This is a genomic window from Luminiphilus syltensis NOR5-1B (genome assembly GCF_000158175.1).
GTDB classification, from domain to species: domain Bacteria; phylum Pseudomonadota; class Gammaproteobacteria; order Pseudomonadales; family Halieaceae; genus Luminiphilus; species Luminiphilus syltensis.
This window is the reverse complement of record NZ_DS999411.1, coordinates 499940-516265: the sequence shown is the minus strand read 5'-3', so window position 1 is coordinate 516265 and position 16326 is coordinate 499940. Positions and strand designations below refer to the sequence as shown.

The 16326-nt window shown below is 58.0% G+C and carries 16 protein-coding genes; 6 read left to right on the top strand and 10 right to left on the bottom strand.

What is annotated here, in order from left to right; all coding sequences use genetic code 11:
• Positions 1-35 precede the first annotated feature (35 nt).
• The 6 genes from NOR51B_RS02290 to dksA form a co-directional block, all read right to left on the bottom strand.
• Complete coding sequence (locus NOR51B_RS02290) at positions 36-719, bottom strand: deoxynucleoside kinase (protein ID WP_009020354.1); 684 nt, start codon at positions 717-719, stop codon at positions 36-38.
• Entirely contained in the window at positions 716-1237 is a 522-nt protein-coding gene (gene folK, locus NOR51B_RS02285) for a 2-amino-4-hydroxy-6-hydroxymethyldihydropteridine diphosphokinase (RefSeq protein WP_009020136.1), read from the bottom strand. The genes NOR51B_RS02290 and folK overlap by 4 nt, the downstream gene beginning before the upstream one ends.
• Positions 1234-2532, bottom strand: coding sequence for a polynucleotide adenylyltransferase PcnB (pcnB, locus tag NOR51B_RS02280; RefSeq protein ID WP_009019631.1), 1299 nt, complete (start codon positions 2530-2532; stop codon positions 1234-1236). The genes folK and pcnB overlap by 4 nt, the downstream gene beginning before the upstream one ends.
• A gap of 338 nt (positions 2533-2870) precedes the next feature.
• Positions 2871-4289, bottom strand: coding sequence for a sigma-54-dependent transcriptional regulator (locus NOR51B_RS02275; RefSeq protein WP_009020976.1), 1419 nt, complete (start codon positions 4287-4289; stop codon positions 2871-2873).
• Between the two features lie 111 nt (positions 4290-4400).
• A complete protein-coding gene (gluQRS, locus tag NOR51B_RS02270) occupies positions 4401-5273 on the bottom strand; it encodes a tRNA glutamyl-Q(34) synthetase GluQRS (protein WP_009020284.1) in 873 nt (290 codons plus the stop codon).
• The gene (gene dksA / locus NOR51B_RS02265; RefSeq protein WP_009020960.1) at positions 5270-6007 is read right to left on the bottom strand and encodes an RNA polymerase-binding protein DksA; all 738 of its coding nucleotides are present in this window, start codon (positions 6005-6007) and stop codon (positions 5270-5272) included. The genes gluQRS and dksA overlap by 4 nt, the downstream gene beginning before the upstream one ends.
• 176 nt (positions 6008-6183) lie before the next feature.
• Here dksA and sfsA point away from each other — a divergent pair, with 176 nt between their 5' ends.
• Together sfsA and NOR51B_RS02255 are read left to right on the top strand one after the other, a co-directional pair.
• Positions 6184-6885: a DNA/RNA nuclease SfsA gene (gene sfsA / locus NOR51B_RS02260; protein WP_040481606.1), complete on the top strand. Its 702-nt coding sequence runs from the start codon at positions 6184-6186 to the stop codon at positions 6883-6885.
• A gap of 1 nt (position 6886) precedes the next feature.
• The gene (locus NOR51B_RS02255; RefSeq protein WP_154647582.1) at positions 6887-7597 is read left to right on the top strand and encodes a M15 family metallopeptidase; all 711 of its coding nucleotides are present in this window, start codon (positions 6887-6889) and stop codon (positions 7595-7597) included.
• Positions 7598-7646: 49 nt separating this feature from the next.
• On the opposite strand, the gene NOR51B_RS02250 is transcribed toward NOR51B_RS02255, so the two are convergent.
• Both NOR51B_RS02250 and NOR51B_RS02245 read right to left on the bottom strand, forming a co-directional pair.
• Entirely contained in the window at positions 7647-8282 is a 636-nt protein-coding gene (locus NOR51B_RS02250) for an inorganic pyrophosphatase (RefSeq protein WP_009021567.1), read from the bottom strand.
• A 118-nt stretch (positions 8283-8400) separates the two neighbouring features.
• Positions 8401-9663 carry a 6-phosphofructokinase gene (locus tag NOR51B_RS02245; RefSeq protein WP_009020133.1) on the bottom strand — a complete coding sequence of 421 codons (1263 nt, stop codon included), beginning with the start codon at positions 9661-9663 and terminating at the stop codon, positions 8401-8403.
• Between the two features lie 106 nt (positions 9664-9769).
• Here NOR51B_RS02245 and mpl point away from each other — a divergent pair, with 106 nt between their 5' ends.
• The 4 genes from mpl to NOR51B_RS02225 are packed head-to-tail and all read left to right on the top strand — an operon-like array spanning position 9770 to position 14567.
• Positions 9770-11140, top strand: a complete 1371-nt coding sequence (mpl, locus tag NOR51B_RS02240) for a UDP-N-acetylmuramate:L-alanyl-gamma-D-glutamyl-meso-diaminopimelate ligase (protein WP_040481603.1) — start codon at positions 9770-9772, stop codon at positions 11138-11140.
• Between the two features lie 17 nt (positions 11141-11157).
• Positions 11158-13698 (top strand): efflux RND transporter permease subunit, encoded by a 2541-nt coding sequence (locus NOR51B_RS02235; protein WP_009020187.1) that lies wholly within the window; start codon positions 11158-11160, stop codon positions 13696-13698.
• Positions 13699-13701: 3 nt separating this feature from the next.
• On the top strand, positions 13702-13968 hold the full coding sequence (locus tag NOR51B_RS02230) for a YkgJ family cysteine cluster protein (protein ID WP_040481600.1): 267 nt from the start codon (positions 13702-13704) through the stop codon (positions 13966-13968).
• Complete coding sequence (locus NOR51B_RS02225) at positions 13965-14567, top strand: LON peptidase substrate-binding domain-containing protein (protein ID WP_040481597.1); 603 nt, start codon at positions 13965-13967, stop codon at positions 14565-14567. Before NOR51B_RS02230 ends, NOR51B_RS02225 begins: the two co-directional genes overlap by 4 nt.
• A 4-nt stretch (positions 14568-14571) precedes the next feature.
• Here the strand turns inward: NOR51B_RS02225 and rnt are convergent, their stop codons facing one another.
• Positions 14572-15231 carry a ribonuclease T gene (gene rnt, locus NOR51B_RS02220; protein ID WP_040481595.1) on the bottom strand — a complete coding sequence of 220 codons (660 nt, stop codon included), beginning with the start codon at positions 15229-15231 and terminating at the stop codon, positions 14572-14574.
• Complete coding sequence (gene pyrC / locus NOR51B_RS02215) at positions 15213-16250, bottom strand: dihydroorotase (RefSeq protein ID WP_009021570.1); 1038 nt, start codon at positions 16248-16250, stop codon at positions 15213-15215. Before pyrC ends, rnt begins: the two co-directional genes overlap by 19 nt.
• Positions 16251-16326: the final 76 nt, after the last annotated feature.

The following is a 16326-nucleotide window of genomic DNA, read 5'->3' as shown; positions in this document are numbered from 1 at the left end:
GTCGTTAATTCGGTCACTTGAGCCCTAACCGCAGCTTAACCGAAGAAGGTGGGGTTGAAGTAGTGACGTCCACTGCGAACATCAAGTAGATAGTCAACCAGTTGTCTGTAGTCGCGGTCGTTGTCGGATAAATCGAGCTCATTGGCATTGATGATCAAAAGCGGTGCAGCATCGTAATAGAGAAAAAACTCGCTGTAGACCTCATTGAGTGTTTCGAGGTACTCACGATCGATATGGCGCTCCGCCGGGAGTCCCCGCTGTTGGATCCGCTCCTGCAGGCGATCGACCGACGCCTGCAGGTAAATGACCAGATCGGGGGTTGGCGCATCAATGGTGAGCTGTCCATAAACCTTGTTATACAGCTGATACTCGTCGCTATCGAGATTGACTCGGGCGAACAGCGGGTCTTTATCGATCAGAAAATCGGCGACCCTGACCGGCTCGAAAATATCCTGCTGGCGCATATCCTGTATTTTCTGCGCGCGCTGGAACAGGAAGAATAACTGGGTGGCCAATGCCGTTTGCCGTGGGTTCTGATAGAAGCGCTCCAGAAACGGGTTTTCCTGGGGATCCTCCAGCAGCACATCATAATTGAAGGTGCCCGCGAGCCGGTTGGCCAGCGTGGTTTTACCCACGCCAATGGGCCCTTCAACCGCAATAAAACCGGGGGCGGATCGACCCCGAAGATCGATACCGTCACCGGCGGTGATTTCAATCATTGGGTGACGACCTGAATGAGGACGGACTCGAGGGACAAATCCGTGACTTGGAGGGGTGCATCTTCCAGCCTCGCACTGAGCGCGCCCAGTTCGCCGACTCCCGCGAGGTGGTGGTGGGGCGCCAGCAGGTCGCTCAGGGGCTGTAAAACAAAGCGTCGATGGCCGATTCCCGGATGGGGAAGGGTGAGTCGAGGAGTCTCCATAACCAGGTCGTTGAACACCAGGATATCCAGGTCAATACAACGCTCACCCCAGCGCCGTTCGCGCCTTCGTCCCTGTCTTGCCTCGATGGACTGCAGGTGATCCAGTAATTTGATGGGCGTTAACCCGGTACGTAAATGTACACAGGCGTTGAGGAAGTCCGGTTGATCCTGGGGTCCCATCGGCGGTGATTGATACACCTTCGAGCAGCCGGCAATCTCGCTGTCGGGGAGTCGTGAAAGCGCGGCTGCGGCATCGAGTAACTGCTGTGCGGGGGACTCGATATTGGCGCCAAGACCGATATAGGCGGTATTCACTGGGGCGTGCGCCTGCGCCGCCCGCGACGCCGGTTGGGGGGTGGATCCCTGCGTGGTGCTGAACCCACCAGATCGGGATAGATTTCCTGCTGCTCGGTCCAGAATTGACCACAGTCATTCAGTTTCTCACCCGAGGCCTCCCGGAGCAGGAGCAGGTCGTACGCGGCACGGAAGCGGCGGCTGGCGAGTAGACTTTTGATCTGTTTCGGCTGACGTCGCTCCAGCTTGGGCTGAAAATCCCACATTTCCCGCATGGGCAGGGAGAATCGTTTAGGTATGGCGGTATGCACACAGACCTCAGCCACAACCTGTTGGCCAGAGCTGTGGAAGGCGGGAATAGCGGTCTCGCCGGCATGGATCAACTCTGCAGCACGCTCCTGAACGACGGGCCACATAATGGCGGCGAGCAGAAAGGCGGGCGTCACCGGCCGATCTTCCCGTACACGGCGATCCGTACTTTCCATCGCGGCAACCACTAATTCGTAGTGCCTGGCTTCATGTGCAAGAACCCGGGTGGGTTCAGGAAAAAGATGGTGCAGTAGGCCATAGCGATACAGCAATTTGAAGGTGGGCGTGGCATAACCGGCCATGAACAGCTTTAAAAATTCATCGAAAAGCCGTGCCGATGGAATCTCAGCGAGCAGCGGTGCGCATTCGGCGATCGCGTGATCGGTCTCAGACTCGACGTCGAACTGCAATTTGGCGGCAAACCGCAGAACCCGCAGCATGCGTACGGGATCCTCGCGATAGCGCGTGTGGGGTTCCCCGATGACTCGCACCAACCGGGCCTCGACGTCGGCCATGCCGTTTAGCTGGTCGAGAACCGACTCGTCCTCGGGATCATAGTAAAGCGCATTGATAGTCAGGTCGCGGCGGGCGGCGTCCTCCTCGAGCGTCCCATAAACATTGTCACGCAACAGCAGGCCCTTATCGGATTGCCGGCTGTGGGCTTTGGTATTGCCGCTATCCTTGCCCGATGCCGGGGCAGAGCCCGAGGCGTGGTGACCACGATAGGTGGTGACTTCGATAATTTCGGGGCCGAAGCGCACATGGACGATCTGGAAGCGTCGACCGATGATCCGCGCGTTCTTGAACACCGCTTTTATTTGCTCGGGGGTGGCGTTGGTACCGACATCAAAGTCTTTGGGTTGCCCGCCAAGGAGGAGGTCGCGAACGGCGCCACCGACGATGTAAGCTTCGTAGCCTTTGGACTTAAGCCGGGATACCACTTTGACAGCGGCCTCGCTGACGAGGTTGGGGCTGATGCGGTGTACGTCGGGGGTGATGACCCTCAAAGGTCGTCCTTAGCAGTTGCGTGTGAGCGCAAGTTTACTACCCCGGGGAACTCTGGCAATGGAGAAGTGTCAAAGATTACAGGACCCCACAACGAAACATGGGGAAGTCTCCTTCCCCACCCAGGTCCGTTTGCACTGTTATTTTTATTTGGCCGCTTATTGTTGTTGTGGCTCTGACCCCTATTATGCACGTGTAGTGCCAAAAAAATAAAAATGTTAATAATCAAGGGTTTATTAAAATTAATTCTTTGCTGCTACTGGGCGAAGTAAGCATTTTGTTACCAAATACCACTTTCTGGTGTTACCAATAGACGGACTCGATCCCTGACCGGGAGGTTTCAGGCGGTTTTCTTGCGCCCGTTGCGTCGTGGCAATCCGAATCGCTGGCGACGCTCCCACAGGCATTTGCGGCTGATACCTAGTTTTTTCGCCAATTCGGTCTCGCTCATGGAATCCTGGTACTCAAGAACGAACCGCTGAAAATAATCTTCAAGCGACAGCTCTTCAGAAACACCCACATCCTGCGCCGTCTCATTCGGGGCCTCGTGGGTTGCTGTGGTCACAGGACTGCTGCGCTCGCTATCGCGTGGCCGCTGGGGTATGGGACGGATGGCGTTGGTCTCCAGGCCGAGATCATCGACACAGATCTCGCTGCCTTCAGCCATGACTACGCCGCGCTCGATGGCGTGTTCGAGCTCGCGGATATTACCGGGCCAGTGATAGCGTGATATCGCATGAAGCGCGTTGTCAGTGAGGCTTTTTCCGGGCATGCCCATCTCGGATGAGAGGCGGCTGACAAACCAATGAGCCATGTCATTAACGTCGTCGCCACGTTCGCGCAGTGGGGGCATCTCGAGCCGCAGTACATTGATGCGGTAGTAAAGGTCCTGACGAAATTCATTGCGCGAGGCCAGGGCGGCCAGATCGCGATGGGTTGCGCACAGCAGTCTGACATTGACACGTTTGCTCGATGTGGATCCGATTCGCCGTATTTCTCCTTCCTGAATAAATCGTAGCAATCGTGCTTGAGCAGCCAGAGGCAGTTCGCCGATTTCATCAAGGAACAGGGTTCCGCCATCGGCGGCTTCGATGAGTCCGACTCGACTGGTATTGGCGCCAGTAAAGGCCCCTTTTTCGTAGCCGAAAAGTTCCGACTCGATCAGTGTATCCGGGATGGCCGCACAGTTAACCGCGACCATGCGTCGATCGGCCCGCGCGCTGTTGAGGTGAACCTGACGCGCGGTGAGCTCTTTGCCGGTGCCGGTCTCGCCGAGTATGAGGCAGGTCGAATCCGTTCGGGCGACCTTTTCGATATTGCGCAACAGGGAGCGGATGGCATCACATTTGCCGGTAAAGAACCCCTCATCGCTGCGCCCGGTGTAATTCGATCCCGCGCCGGTGCTCTCGTCGATGCCGACCATCGCCTGATCGACAACGGCGACAAGATCGGCGGGGGTGCAGGGCTTGGCAATGTAGTCGGCGGCACCGAGCTTCATTGCTTCCACTGCCGACCGCAGACTGGCGTAATTGGTCATGACAATAACGGGGGTCGGTGCGCACAACCGAATCAGTTCCTTACCGGAGGTGCCGGGCAGGTTCATCTCCGTGATCACCAGATCGAATTTCCCGCCGCTGATTTGATCCTGGGCTTCGGCTACCGAACCCGCTTCGGCAGTTTTGAAATCTCTGGCGCGTAGCACCTTGCGCAGGGACTGGCGCTGTGAAGGTTCGTCATCGACCAGCAGGATTTGGGGCATCGAATCACCTTGGTGTTGCTTGTCTGTGGTGCGTCAGGGAAGTACCGCGACCCCGGCAAGCCACGATGTTACTGCAGAATGCATCGGGAAGTAACAGTTTTGCGTTTTGCGTTACCGAATCAGTCTCTCGGGATCCCAATGAGTAACACTCCAGTCCACCATTTCAGCCATCGACTGGCCAATTTCGGGGGGCTGTTCCTGGGCCAGAAACGCCAGTGCGGCAAGTAGGTTGTGCCGGGCATTGGCGGCCTCCAAAGGCTGCGCTCCGGTTTGCTTGCTCAGCTTTTCACCGTCACTGCCACAAACCACGGGTACGTGGGCATAGCGCGGTGTTGCCAGGCCCAGCAGTCGCTGCAAATAAATTTGTCGGGGCGTTGACGGCAGTAGATCAGCGCCGCGCACAACATCGGTAATCAAGCCATCGCCGTCATCTACCGCCGCTGCCAGCTGGTACGCATACAGTCCATCCCGGCGGCGGATAATAAAGTTGGGTAGATGCTCGCCAAGGGGATAACGCTGCAGCCCCATAAATCGATCATGGAACTCGATAAGGGTATCCGGTGGAACCCGGACCCGGAGACTGGAGTCGTCAGTGCTGTGGTTCTGGTTGGCGCAGTCGGCCATACAGCAACCACTGGGGCCCAGTCTGCGTCGCGTACAGGTACAGTAGAACGCCAAATCAGCGTTGATAAGCTGGGTAAGGGCGCGGTCGTAAAGGTCGCTGGATTCACTCTGCCGGAGGATATGTCCATCCCAGTCCAGCCCATGGGCGCGGAGCGCCTGGGGGATCAGTTCATCGGCACCGGGGCTGCTTCGAGGGGGATCAATGTCGTCGATTCTCAACAGCCACCGACCCGCGTAATGCCGTGCATCGAGGTAACTGGCCAGCGCCGCGACCAGTGAACCTGCATGGAGGGGACCGGTCGGAGACGGTGCAAACCGCCCGACGTACTGCGCTGTGGTTCCGCTTTTGCAGGTGCTCAACCGAGCTCCTGCTTCTCCTTGATTTCTGCGAGTGTTTTGCAGTCAATGCAGAGTGTGGCTGTGGGTCGCGCCTCAAGTCGCTGGATCCCGATCTCGATACCACAGGCATCGCAGTAGCCATAGTCATCGATCTTGATGCGTTCGAGGGTCGAATTTATTTTTTTAATCAGCTTGCGTTCACGATCGCGAGTGCGTAGCTCCAGGCTGAACTCTTCTTCCTGAGTCGCTCGGTCTGCCGGATCCGGGAAATTCGCAGCCTCGTCTTTCATGTGCGAGATGGTTTGCGTCACCTCATCGACCAACTCGCCGCGCCAGTTCAGCAGAATCTGCCGAAAATGCTCAAGCTGTTCATCGTTCATGTAGCTTTCGCCGCGACCGGGCTTGTAAGGCTTGAAGTCGTCAAACTTCTGGACCTCACCGACGGCCCGGGCCACGTTGCGTGCAGAAGCGGCTTTTTTGGCGGCTGGTTTCTTCTTGGCCGCAGGTGCCTTTTTCGCGGGCGCTTTGCTGGTTGCCGCTTTCTTGGCGGGTGCTTTTTTCGCCGGGCTCTTTTTCGCCGCTGCTTTCTTGGCGGGTGCTTTTTTCGCCGGGCTCTTTTTCGCCGCTGCTTTCTTGGCGGGTGCTTTTTTCACTGGGCTCTTTTTAGCCGCCGCTTTCTTGGCAGGCGATTTGGCTTTGCTCGCCGTCTTGGCTTTCGCGGGCGCCTTCTTTTCAGTCGTTTTCTTTGCAGCCATCTTTGCTACCCCTGACTCGTATTCTAGCAGGGAGTAAATCCCCCCGTATTTGCGGCACGGGAAACTATCAGATAAGGGGGGCAGAGGCCAGCATTTGTTGCTGCTGTTTTTCTTGTCGGAGTCAAGCGAGGGCGCGATGTTAAACTGGTTGTTCAATCACAGCGATGCGGGCATCGATGGACTTCCCAAAGCTTCAGGCGGGCGTACTCGAGCGTCGGTATAAACGGTTTCTCGCGGATGTCCTGCTGCCGTCGGGTGAGCGGGTAGTGGCTCACTGCCCCAATACAGGCGCGATGACGGGATGTGCTGAGCCCGGCAGCCGAGTTTGGCTATCACACAGCGATAACCCCAGGCGAAAGCTGTCCTGGACATGGGAGCTGGTGGAGACAGAAAGCGGTATGGCCTGTATCCATTCGGCACGGGCCAACGCGGTAGTGCGAGAGGCGATCGAGTCCCAACTGATTGATTTTGCTGAGGATTGCGCCACATTGCGAAGCGAGGTCAAGTTTGGTGCCGGTTCGCGGGTGGATCTGATGGCGGAATGGGATGATGGTCGTCGTCAACTGATTGAGGTCAAAGCCGTTACGCTGTGCCGTGACCGCGGTGTCGGTGTATTCCCTGACGCCGTGAGCGTCCGGGCGAAAAAGCATATCAAGGAATTGATGGCCGTCCGGGATGCCAATACCCGGGTAGCCCTGGTCTTCTGCGTTTTTCATGAGGGTATCGAGCGCGTGGCTGCGGCCGGGGATATCGATCCGGATTACGCCCACGATCTCGCGGCAGCGGCAGCCGGGGGGCTTGAGCTGTTGGCACTTAAGGTGTCGCTGGATCCCCGCCATCTCGTGCCCGACGGGCTGTTACCGGTGCTGGTGGATTAGCATGGCCTCGCTGAATCTCGTAGCGCAGCGGGCACTTGGACTACGTGCTGACCATTTGGTCCCTTTCAGGGGGCGCCACCGGTTGGGCCCCGACACCGTAGTGGCCTGGCAGCGCCTGAGGCGGCGCGGCCAGGCGCTAGGTTTCGATCTCACCATTGCTTCCGGTTTCCGCAGCTATGCCCGCCAACGAATGATTTGGGATGCCAAGGCGGCTGGCAACCGGATTGTTGTCGACGGTAAGGGGCGTCCGTTGCAGCGGGCGTCGATGAGCGATGGCGAATGGATAGACGCGATTATGCGGTTTTCGGCCTTGCCGGGAACATCGCGGCACCACTGGGGATCGGATTTGGATGTTTATGATGCCGCGGCGATCGACGACGGTTATCGGCTACGTCTTGAACCCGACGAGTACACCGGCGATGGGCCGTTTGCCGCCCTGTCTGACTGGTTGGGTGATTGTATTTCTCGAGACGATGCCGAAGGGTTTTTTCGCCCCTATGCTGAGGATCAAGGTGGCGTTGCCCCCGAGCCCTGGCATGTCAGTCACCGCGATACCGCACAGGGCTTTTCTCCCGCGGTATCGGCGGAGCTTCTTGTGCCGTTGTGGCGCGGGGATCCGCAGTGGCCGGAGACCAGCCCTCTGGCCCTGGGGGAGTCGGTAATCGATCGTGTTGCCGAATTGTGGGGGCGCTTCGTCAACCTGGGTTGCTGAAGCCGATCGATAAGCGGTGCGGCCCGTTACCCGGGGCGCACCGGGTGCACTAGGACTTCCGATCGAACAGATGCCCATAGTGGTTGTTGTAATCGGTTCGGGACGCTTCGATCACCTTCAGGGCTTCATCACGCCCATAGACCGTATCGACTCGAATTTCGATGTCCTTTCCCGGAATCATTTTGTAGGTCGAAAAATAATGCTGCAGACGCTCGGTTTTGATCGGTGGCAGGTCGGCGATATCGTGTACACCGCCCCAGATATTGTCGCCATCGAGAACCGCAATAATTTTATCGTCGGCCTCGCCGTCATCGATCATTTGGATACCGCCAACGACTCGCGCCTGAAGGATAATATCGGCTCGGGTAATCAGGCGTTCAGAGAAAACACAGATGTCCAGGGGGTCGCCATCGGCGACATCCGCGTGTTCACAGCGCTTGGCCACTTCCTCGGCACAATAGGTTCTAGGGATAAAACCGTACAGCGCAGGGGGCGTCGCGGTGGTGCGCTGGGGTCGGTCGACCATCAGGAACCCCGTGTTCTTGTCCAGCTCGTACTTTACGGTGTCGCTGGGCAGCATCTCGATATAGGCGGTAACCACGCCCTCGTCAGCGTCGTCAGCCATGGGCGCGAGCCCATGCCAGGGGTGACGTCGCCAGCGTGCAAATTCACCATCGTTGTACATTTATTTCTCCTTCTTGGGTTATAGAAACGGATTTCAAGCGGTGCGCATCATACCCCGATTGCCAGTCCAGCCCGCAATAAGTCGCGGGGACCGACGCCATCGGGCTGTCGATTCCGGCTCACGGGTCGAAACGTGTCTTCAATTTTTTCGGTACCGGGACGCACTTGAGCGTGACATACCGGGGCATCCCTCCTGAATATGTCGGGTAGGCCTCGCCCTGGATCAGTGGCGCGAAATAACGCCGGGCGGCCGCTGTGATGTTAAAGCCATCGCTGCTGATAAACCGTTTTGGCATGGCTTTTTCCCGGTTGGCGATTCGCTCCAATGGCGCTTCACCCACGGACCATCGATAGGTTTTCCCAGACTTGCGTTGGATAACGGGCATCACTGCGTTTTTACCGGCAATGGCCATTTCAACCGCTGCCTTACCGACGGCATAGGCCTGTTCGACGTCGGTTTTGCTGGCTATATGGCGGGCAGCGCGCTGCAAATAATCGGCGACCGCCCAGTGGTTCTTGTAGCCCAACTCGCTCTGCACCAGGTTGGCGAGCATGGGTGCAACCCCTCCGAGCTGGGCGTGGCCAAAGGCGTCCGTGATGCCGGAGTCACTGAGAAATGCACCATCGGCGTACTGTGCGCCTTCCGAGGCGACGATGACGCAGTGCCCGCGTTTTTCCACGGTCTTTCGGACTTTGTCGATAAATCGGGCCTGTTCGAAGGGGACTTCCGGGAACAGGATAATATGCGGCGCATCGCCGCTTTTTTCGGCGGCGAGCCCCGAAGCCCCGGCAATCCAGCCCGCGTGACGACCCATCACTTCGAGAATAAATACCTTGGTGGACGTCGAGCACATGGAAGCGACGTCGAGCGCGGCCTCGCGGGTCGAGATCGCAACGTATTTGGCCACGGAGCCGAACCCGGGCGAGTTGTCCGTAACGGGCAGGTCGTTGTCGATCGTCTTGGGTACATGGATGGCCTGTAGTGGGTAGCCCAATTTCTTGCTCAGCTGGGACACTTTGAGGCAGGTATCCGCCGAGTCGCCGCCGCCGTTATAGAAGAAGTAGCGGATATTGTGGGCCTTGAATACCTCAATCAGCCGCTCGTACTCCGCCCGGTTCTCCTCGATGCTTCGAAGTTTGTAGCGACAGGAACCGAAAGCACCGGAGGGGGTGTTGATTAACTCGCGGATGTTGCGGCGGGGCTCCTTCGAAGTATCGATCAGGTCCTCGGTAAGCGCCCCGAGAATACCATTGCGACCAGCGTACACTTTACCGATCTGCTGTTTGTGCAGCGCGGCGGTTTCGATGACGCCCGCTGCTGACGCATTGATGACCGGCGTGACGCCGCCTGATTGTGCATAAAACGCATTGGCTTTTGGCATGGAACCTTCCGAACCGAGAACAGACAAAGCAGGGAGTGTCGCATTTGGGCGGCCCTGAGCACTCGTCCAACATGATAAACTGAAACGCCCGTCTTGGAGCCGCTTCTTGTCCCAGCATATTCACATACTCGGTATTTGCGGCACGTTTATGGGCGGTTTGGCGCTGCTGGCACGAGAGATGGGTTACCGGGTCTCTGGGTCCGATGCCCAGGTCTATCCGCCAATGAGCACACAGTTGCGCGAGTCGGGAATTACCGTCGAGGAAGGCTACCATCCCGAGCACCTGCAACCGGCACCGGACCTGGTCGTTGTTGGCAATGCGATGAGCCGGGGCAATCCGGCCATCGAATATATGCTCAATGCGAATCTGCCCTACACCTCAGGTCCCCAGTGGCTGGGCGAACATCTCCTGGCCGATCGCTGGGTGCTGGCCGTTTCGGGAACCCACGGTAAAACGACGACCACCAGCCTGCTGGCGTGGATACTCGAGTATGCCGGTATGGATCCCGGATTTCTGGTCGGCGGGGTTCCGGCCAATTTCGGCGTGTCCGCGCGGCTCGGCGGCAGCGACTTCTTTGTGGTGGAGGCCGACGAGTACGACACGGCCTTTTTCGACAAGCGCTCAAAGTTTATTCACTACAAACCGCGCACCCTGATCATCGGTAACCTTGAATACGATCACGCGGACATTTTCCCCGATTTGGCGGCCATCGAGCAGCAGTTCCATCATCTGATTCGCTGCGTTCCCGAGCAGGGCCACATCATTCATGACGGTTCGGCCGCTGTGCAACGGGTTCTCGAGCGCGGCTGTTGGACACCTGCGGCTACTGTAGGACAACAGCCAGACTGTAACTGGTCGTGGCAGGTAATCGCAGGCGGCGGCGGGGAGTTTGTCCTGAAGGCACCCGATGGGCAGTCCCATTCTGTGACATGGCCCCTGTTTGGTGCCCATAACGTCGCCAATGCGAGCGCCGCCATGGCGGCGGCACGACATGTGGGAATTGCCCCTCGGATCGCCGCCAAAGCGCTGGCTGACTTCAACGGAGTGAAACGTCGTCTCGAGTGGCGGGGTTCGCCGGGTGGCGTGTCGGTTTATGATGACTTCGCCCATCATCCTACGGCGATTGCGACCACGCTTGCGGGTATGAAGGCGAGAATGGAGGGGGGGCGCCTGATTGCGGTGATCGAACCCCGCTCAAATACGATGCGCGCCGGTGTTCATGCGGAGGCCCTCGGCCCTGCAACGGAGGCGGCTGATCGGGTATTCTGGTTCGAACCACCCGGTCTGAACTGGGCTTTGGAACGTATAGTCTCAGAAGATCCTGATCGGTCCTCTCGAATCGCTGATATTGATGCCCTGGTAGGCGTTGTTGTTGATACCGTCAGGCCCGGCGACACTGTGGTCGTAATGAGCAATGGCGGCTTTTCAGGTTTTCATGATCGCTTGCTCGAGGCGTTGCAAAACCGCGCCCTCTGAATCTTCGGAATTGTATTATGGAAAAGGTGTACCGCCGGCTGGTGCTGGATCGGCCGTTTTTGACGCTACTCTTATTGCTGGCTCTGGGGCTGGTCGCAGTTACCCAGGTGGGCAAAACTCGCCTGGATGCCTCTTCCGACGCGTTATTGCTGCAGGGCGATCCCGATCTGGCCTTTTTTCGAGAGACCGCAAGCCACTACGACAGCAATGAGTTCCTGGTTTTAACCTGGCGTCCGGGTGTGCCGCTCCTATCCGAAAAGTCCCTGGGTCCGCTCAGGGCCCTCGCGGAAGAGCTTGGTGATATCGAGGGTGTGCGCGGCGTTACCACCCTGCTTGATGTGCCCTTGCTCGAAAGTCCGCCCCTTGATTTACTCGACATAGCCCGGGCCGACTCGCTACCCACATTGCGGGATCCGGGCGTGGATCGCTTTCTCGCGCTGCGCGAACTCACCACCAGCCCCATCTACCGCAATCTGCTCGCGAGCGAAGACGGTGACCTGACCGCTGTTCAGGTCAACCTCGAGCCCGACACTGAAGCCGAACAACTACTCGATGAACGTAGCGAGCTTCGGCAGCAGGCCGCGCAGGATGCCCTCGATGCCGCTGGCCTGGCGCGGCTCGACGCGGTTGAGGCCGAGTATGATGCGGCGTCCGCGCGCTACTCGAGTAATCGCTCCCGACTGGTCGCTGATGTGCGGGAAGTCGCCTCCCGCTATCGTGATCACGCCGAGATCTTCGTCGGTGGCGTACCGATGATCGCGGCGGATATGCTGGCCTTTGTGCAGTCCGATCTGGTCACCTTTGGCACGGCGATCATCTTTATCATGGCAATCGTGCTGTTGGTTATCTTCCGTGACTGGCGCTGGGTGGTGGCCCCAATACTCAACTGCGCGCTGACAGCAACGCTAATGCTGGGTCTGCTCGCCGCCCTCGACTGGCGCATGAGCGTTATCTCGTCAAATTTTGTGGCGGTGCTGCTGATCATCACCCTCTCACTCTCTATTCACCTGGTGGTGCGCTATCGCGAGCTCGAATGGCGAGAGCCGAGCATGTCGCGGAGTGAGCGCGCGGCAGCCACAGCGCGGTTGATGGTTACGCCCTGCTTCTACACGGCCCTGACCACCATAGTGGCCTTCTCCTCATTGGTGGTGGCTAAAATTCAACCGGTGATTGATTTCGGTTGGATGATGACCGTGGGTATTGTTGTCGGCTTTGCCATGACGTTTCTGATGGTGCCAGCGTTGATGGCGGTGTTACCCGAGCAGACCCGGGGTGAATCCAGGGCAAGTGAGCAGGCGATGACGACCCGCTTTGCCGTCTGGGTGGCGCATCACGGCAGCGCGGTTTTTGGCACTACGTTGTTACTGACGGCGCTGACCATCTATGGCATCACCCAGCTGAAGGTGGAGAATCGGTTCATCGATTATTTCAAGGAGAGCACTGAAATCTATCAGGGCATGGTGCTCCTCGACGAAAAGCTGGGTGGGACGATACCCCTCGATATTGTTTTGTTCGCGCCCGGGGAGACCGCGCCATCGGATAGTGAATCGGCACTGCAAGCGCCGGCTGAAAGCACCGGCGATATCGGATTCGATGATGACTTTTTCGGAGATGATCCTTTCGCCGAAAGTAATGATCCTTTTGCATCGAACGACTCGGACAGCGGCCCCAGCTACTGGTTCACGCTTCAGGGCCGACGTATTCTCGATCAGGCCCACGACATTGTTGAGGCGCGGGAGGAGTCGGGTAAGGTGATGTCGCTATCGACGGCGTTTGAGGTTCTGGATGGTCTTTTCGGTTCAAAGCTGGGCTCAATCGAGTTGGCGCTTATCGAGAACAGCATGCCCGACAATGTGGCGGAAACACTGGTTAATCCCTATTTTGCGCCCGGTGTCGATGAGGCGCGAATCAGTGTCCGCGTTATGGAGACCAGCGAAAGTCTGCGCCGGGACAGTTTCCTGAAAACCCTGCGCCAGACCCTGGTTGATGAGCTCGATATTGAACCCGACCAGATCCGTTTTACCGGCTTGCTGGTGCTTTACAACAACGTGCTTCAAAGCCTGTTTTCATCCCAGATTCTGACCCTGGGCGCTGTTTTCGCGGCGATTGGTGTGATGTTCTGGGTGTTGTTCAGGTCGTTGTCACTCGCCTTGCTGGCACTGGCGCCCAATCTGCTTGCCGCGGGAATGGTATTGGGAGCCATGGGTATTCTGGGTATACCGCTGGATATCATGACCATCACGATCGCCGCGATAGTGGTGGGTATTGGGGTTGATGATTGTATTCACTACATTCATCGATTCCGCACCGAGTTTGCCAAAGACGGTGATTACCACGCGGCGATGTATCGCAGTCATGGCAGTATCGGCAGGGCGATGTATTACACCACGCTGACCATCTGCGTCGGTTTCTCCCTGCTAACCCTGTCAAACTTTACCCCCAGCCTGTATTTCGGCTTGCTGACCATGGCGGCGATGATTGCGGCGGTCGCAGGCGCGTTGCTGCTCTTGCCAAAACTCATTCTGGCGTTCCGGCCTCTGGGTCCGGAAGGGCTCTGAGCCATGGACTGTCGAACGGGATGCGGTGCCTGCTGTATAGCGCCTGCCATCGTGACACCCTTCTTCGGTATGCCGGGGGGTAAACCGGCGGGTGTTCGCTGCGTACACCTTAGCGACGCACTGCGCTGCCTCCTGTTTGACGATCCCCGCCGACCGCAGGCCTGCGCCGACTTTCAGGCGGAGGCATTGTTTTGTGGGGGCAGCCGAGAGCAGGCGTTGGAGATGCTGTCAGCCCTTGAATGTTCAACCCAACCGGAGGCGCATCGATGACCGAAATACCGCTTTTTCCGCTGTCGACCGTGTTACTACCCCACGGCCACATGCCCCTGCAGATCTTTGAACAGCGCTACATAGACCTGATCGCCCGAACCATGCGTGAGCAGTCGGGATTTGGTGTGGTTTGGATGCGGCGCGGTGCTGAGATTGCGGGGGAGGGTATCAGCACCCCGGATCTCGGTGATTACGGCACCTTTGCCCGAATTGTAGATTGGGATCAGCTGGATAATGGTCTTTTGGGCATCACCATTCGCGGCAATGAGCGTTTTGATGTGGGTGAGGTCTGGCGCGAGCCCGATGGTCTGGTCATGGCCTCGGTCGAACTCGCAGAACCCCTGACGCCGACCCCGCTACTGGAACGCTGGGAATCATTGACGGCCGTACTCAAGGGGCTGGAAATGCATCCGCATGTTCAGCGCATGAATCTCAGCATCGACTATGATGATGCATGGGAAGTCGCGTATACCCTGCTTCAGCTGCTCCCTTTCGATGAGTCGATCAAGTACGAGCTTCTGGGTATGACATCGATTGAAACGCTGGTGGCTGAACTCGATCTGCTGCTCAATCAGGTGAGTGGCGAAGACGCTGAATAAGGGTTCAGGGTGCGGGCAATAAATCCGGCTGCCAGCCCCCCAGCGCCTGCCAGCGATTGACAATGTTGCAGAACAGCTCGGCCGTTTTTGCAGCGTCGTACGCTGCGGAATGGGCCTCGTTGTTGTCAAAGTCGATCCCAGCCGTTCTACAGGCTTTGGCGAGCACCGTCTGGCCATACGCGAGTCCCGCCAGGGTCGCGGTATCGAAGTGGGAGAACGGATGGAAGGGATTGCGCTTGATGTCCGCCCGCATGGACGCGGCATTGATAAAACCGGCGTCGAAGTGGGCGTTGTGACCGACGAGAATGGCTCGGTTGCAACCCTGCTCGCGAATCTCCTTGCGAATCGCTGAGAAAATCTCGCCGAAGGCGATGGCTTCGGGGACGGCGTCGCGCAGCGGACTCTCGGGGTCAATCCCGGTGAATTCGAGTGCACTGGGCTCCAGATTGGCACCCTCAAAGGGCTCTACGTTGTGGCACAGCGTTTGTTTGGGTGTGAGGATGCCGTCGTCGTTCATACCGACCAATGTCGCTGCTATCTCGAGCACAGCATCGGTATCGGCATTGAAGCCGCCGGTCTCAACATCGATGACGACGGGAAGAAAACCTCTGAAACGATCTCTGATCTGTGGTGCATCGCTATCGATCACGAGCGGATCTGCCACTGCACCCGGCCCCCCGCACGAAGGGGAACCACGACGTCCCCACCCAGGCTGAGTGACTCGGGTATTGATTGCTCGATACGCTCGAGAGTAATTGTTCGGTCGTTTCTTGGCAGTCCGTAAAAGTCCGCGCCGAAGTGACTGGCAAAGCCCTCGAGTCGGTCGAGCGCATTGCAGGCATCAAAAACTTCGGCATAGAGTTCGAGTGCCGCATGGGCGCTGTAGCAACCGGCGCAGCCGCAGGCGCTCTCTTTGCTGGCCTGGGTATGGGGTGCGGAGTCGGTTCCGAGAAAAAATCGTGGGTTACCCGATGTTGCTGCCTCACACAGCGCGGCCTGATGACTGCTGCGCTTCAAAATAGGCAGGCAGAAATAGTGGGGGCGAATGCCGCCGACCAGGAGGTCGTTGCGGTTATACAACAGGTGATGCGCGGTAATTGTCGCTGCCACCCCGGATCTGGCTTCGCGCACAAACGCGACGGCGTCGGCGGTTGTGATGTGCTCGAACACCACACGCAGGCCGGGAAAGGTGTCAACAATAGGCTGTAGATGGCGATCGATGAACACCTTTTCGCGGTCGAAGATGTCGATATCAGAAGAGGTCACCTCGCCGTGCACCAAGAGGGGCATATCGTGCTTTGCCATGGACTCAAGTACCGGGTAGAGCGATTCCAGGTCGTTCACACCCGCCGATGAGTTGGTCGTCGCTCCCGCCGGATAGAGTTTAACGCCGTGGACGTGGGCGCTGGCAGCGGCCTCCTCGATATCCACAGTCGAGGTGGCGTCGGTGAGATAAAGCGTCATCAAAGGCTGAAAGCCCGATGACTCCTCCACCAGTGCATCGAGGATGCGATCGCGATAGGCGAGTGCGTCGGCAACGGTTCTTACCGGAGGTATGAGGTTGGGCATGATGATGGCCCGTCCCGCCCAGCGTGCGACATCATTGACGGTGCGCTGCAGCACCTCCTCGTCTCGAAGATGAATATGCCAGTCATCGGGTTGAGTAATGGTGATTGGGTTCATTAGGGGCCTCTATGCTCAGTCGCTAGTCTAGCAGGCCTTAACTGGGCTTCGTGCCGCTAGCCTAGTAAACTGCGCA